This is a genomic window from Nocardia xishanensis NBRC 101358, from assembly GCF_001613365.1.
GTDB lineage: Bacteria > Actinomycetota > Actinomycetes > Mycobacteriales > Mycobacteriaceae > Nocardia > Nocardia xishanensis.
Genome location: NZ_BDCF01000009.1, coordinates 102340 through 105176 on the forward strand (window position 1 = coordinate 102340; position 2837 = coordinate 105176).

The 2837-nt window shown below is 66.3% G+C and carries 3 protein-coding genes; all 3 read left to right on the forward strand.

From position 1 onward, the window contains the following. Positions 1-132: 132 nt before the first annotated feature. The 3 genes from NX1_RS10060 to NX1_RS10070 all read left to right on the forward strand — a co-directional run bounded on the left by NX1_RS10060 (position 133) and on the right by NX1_RS10070 (position 2821). Positions 133-1743, forward strand: coding sequence for a hypothetical protein (locus tag NX1_RS10060; protein ID WP_245668420.1), 1611 nt, complete (start codon positions 133-135; stop codon positions 1741-1743). Between the two features lie 189 nt (positions 1744-1932). Beyond that, positions 1933-2250: a hypothetical protein gene (locus NX1_RS10065; protein WP_068056970.1), complete on the forward strand. Its 318-nt coding sequence runs from the start codon at positions 1933-1935 to the stop codon at positions 2248-2250. A 76-nt stretch (positions 2251-2326) separates the two neighbouring features. Next, positions 2327-2821 (forward strand): YbaB/EbfC family nucleoid-associated protein, encoded by a 495-nt coding sequence (locus NX1_RS10070; protein ID WP_068056972.1) that lies wholly within the window; start codon positions 2327-2329, stop codon positions 2819-2821. Positions 2822-2837: the final 16 nt, after the last annotated feature.

Consider the following 2837-nt stretch of genomic DNA (forward strand, 5'->3'; position numbering starts at 1 on the left):
GTGGGTTTCGGCTCCGGGTCGGTTTTCGACATCCTGTGTCAGGATGAAGGACAGCAAGTCGGCTCTAGCCTGCGACCGGACGCCCCGTCGGGATTCCGGTCACGGGTGCGTGGATGAGGAGATAGCTGCACCGTGACCAGCCAAGAAGGCCCGAACAACGAGGCCGGCGACAACCAGGTCCCCGGCGATCAGCAGCCGAATCGCACACCCGAGCAGCGCGCCGACGAAGAGTTCCGCCAGGAGTTCCAGCAGGCGTTCGAGGAGAGCAGCGACGAACCCGATGTGGAGTTCTCGCTAGGTGATTCGGAGCCGGAGCCGGAGCCGGAGCCGGGGCCCGAAACCGTCGACCCGGCCGAGCAGGCCCGCGAGATCGGCCACAACCTGGCCCGCGAATTGGCCACCGGCGCTCCGCAGGGCTGGTCCAAGCTGGACGCGGTGTTCGTTTTCACCGCGGTCGCCGAGGTCGCGCAGATCGTGTTCAGCGACGATCGGGAGCGTTCGGTCCGCATCCAGCCGTCGGAGGCGGTGCTGGAGCTGGTGCGCAGGCACCGCGAGGTGTCCGCCGCCATGGGCGACGGCCCGTGGTGGCGGCTGCTGTTGCAGCTGACGCCTGCCGGTCAGCTGGATATCGACTACGACTACGGTGACGAGCCGTTCCCGGACGAGCACCTGTTCCCGGCCGAGGTGTATCAGGCCGACCTGGAAGCCAATCCGCGGGAGCGGCTGCCGGTGTGGCTGGCCGCGTACGTGAGTCACGGCAACCGCCAGTCCCGCACCCCGGCCGAGGCTGCCGTTTGGGCGCGTGCGGATCGAGAAGCCGGTGTGCGCGGGACGATCTCGGAGCGTGATTTCCCGGCGCTGCCCACACTGTGGGCCCGCTGGGCGGTGTTGGCGGCCGCGTTCGTCGCCGTCGGTTCCGAGTGGGGGCCGCGTATCCTGCCCGCGCTCGGGTGGTTCGAAGGCGCCAAACGGGGCGGCTCGACGCTGTACATGCTGCCCGGTGGCCGAGCGGTGTTCTCCGGTGGTGTCTGGAACGCGCCCGCCTTGGACGCGGCGTACAACCAGGGCGCGCAGCTGCCCGCGTACTACGCCGGTGCTCCGGCCTGGGTGGCGAACCCGGTGCTGAACCCTCGGGCCGCCAGCGGTTTGCTGTCGTTCTGCTACTGGTGGGAGGGCGGTCGCTGGTACCGCGCCGAGTCGCCGACGGCCGATCAGCTCGCCGAGGCCGTGCCCGGTATCTGGACCGCGCAGACGGTGACCAACGTGATCTCCAGCCTGGTCGCCGCTGAGCCGACCGACGGCCAGGTCGCCGCCGTGGCCACGCTGGTCTCGGCCGCGGAAGCCGGTGTGGTGACAAGGGATACGCTGATCAGCGTCTTCGGTGACGAGGGCGACTACGATATCGACAGCGCTTTCTACCAGCTCACCATGGCCGGCGTGGCCACCACGCTGCCGGATCCGATGCCCGAGGACGAGGCCATCGATCAGGTGCGCCGCTACATTCTCGAGCGCGATCTCGACACCACCGGCTATCCGCTGGATCAGCTGCGCGCCGACCGGATCAGCTGCGGCTGGATGGTCTACGTGCCTACCGCGCCGGGCGAGATCGCCATCGGCCGCGCGCTGTTCTACATCGCCGATGACGGTGTGCTGGAGCAGTCCTCGTCGTCGATCGCGCCCTCGCGCTACATCGCGGAGTTCGAGCAGCGCTTTCAGGAGCGCAACGGGATGGTCGACGCCTGACCCTGGTTACCCGCCCATTGCGGGTTAACATCAGGGAACGGATCGATGGCGAATTTCCTTACGGGTTCTTAAGCTTTTCGGACCGGTGAATCGGCCCGCATCGTCGGCCGAGGTGCCAGAATGGTCGGAAAGCTGTGCTTACCAGCGGCTTTCGTGGCTGGTACGAGCCTGTGAGATGAGAGGTGCACTGTGGACGTCGAGAGTTTTGTGGAGAAGCAGCGCATCGCGGGTACCGACACCGGCAAGGTGCGCGACCGCATGGACGAACTCGCCGATCGAGTGCAGGCGCAGCTGGATTCGCTGATCTCGATCGTCAGCTCCGACCCGGTATTCGGCAAGAAGTTCATGGATGACCCGAAGGGTCTCAAATACCAGCTCGAGGGCGCCGTCGAGGGCACGCGGACCATGGCCAAGTCCTGGGGCAAGCTCTCCGATGGCCAGTTCCAGAACGCGACCAACGCCGAACGCGAAGAGCAGAAGCGCCGAGAGCAGTTCGAGAACATTTGAGCCGCACCGCTTGTTGGTAGTCGGCCGGCGGTCCACTCGGACCGCCATGAGAGTTTGTGGAGTGGGTGAGAACTAGATGGCCAGACGCGATGCCGAGATCGCCGGTGTGATGGAGGAATTCCGCAGCCGCATCCGCGAGATCGCCGAGATGCAGCAGCAGCGGGTCAAGCTCACGGCCACCGCGAGCACAAGGGACCGGCAGATCTCGGTGACGGTGAACGCCAACGGGGTGGTCATCCAAACCAAATTCGGCAGCGGCATCGACGAATACAGCTACGAGGACATCGCCAAATCCATCACTCGGCTGGCCCAGCAGGCCGCCGAGGATGTGTTCGAGCAGAGCAAGCGAGTCATGGCGCCCTTGGCGGAGGAGCGGGCGCGGCTGCCCAAGCTTTCCGACGTGATCCCGGGAATGCCCGACTTCCAGAGCGAGATCCCGATGGAGCCGCCGGTTTCCGTCGCGCCGCCGGGTGACGCCGAGCGCGAGGACGCGGAACTGGTTTTCACCGATGTGGAGACCCTCGAGGGCAAGTCCGAAACCGGAAAGGGCGTCACCGACTCGGTTTGGTGACGTGCGTACGGTTTAG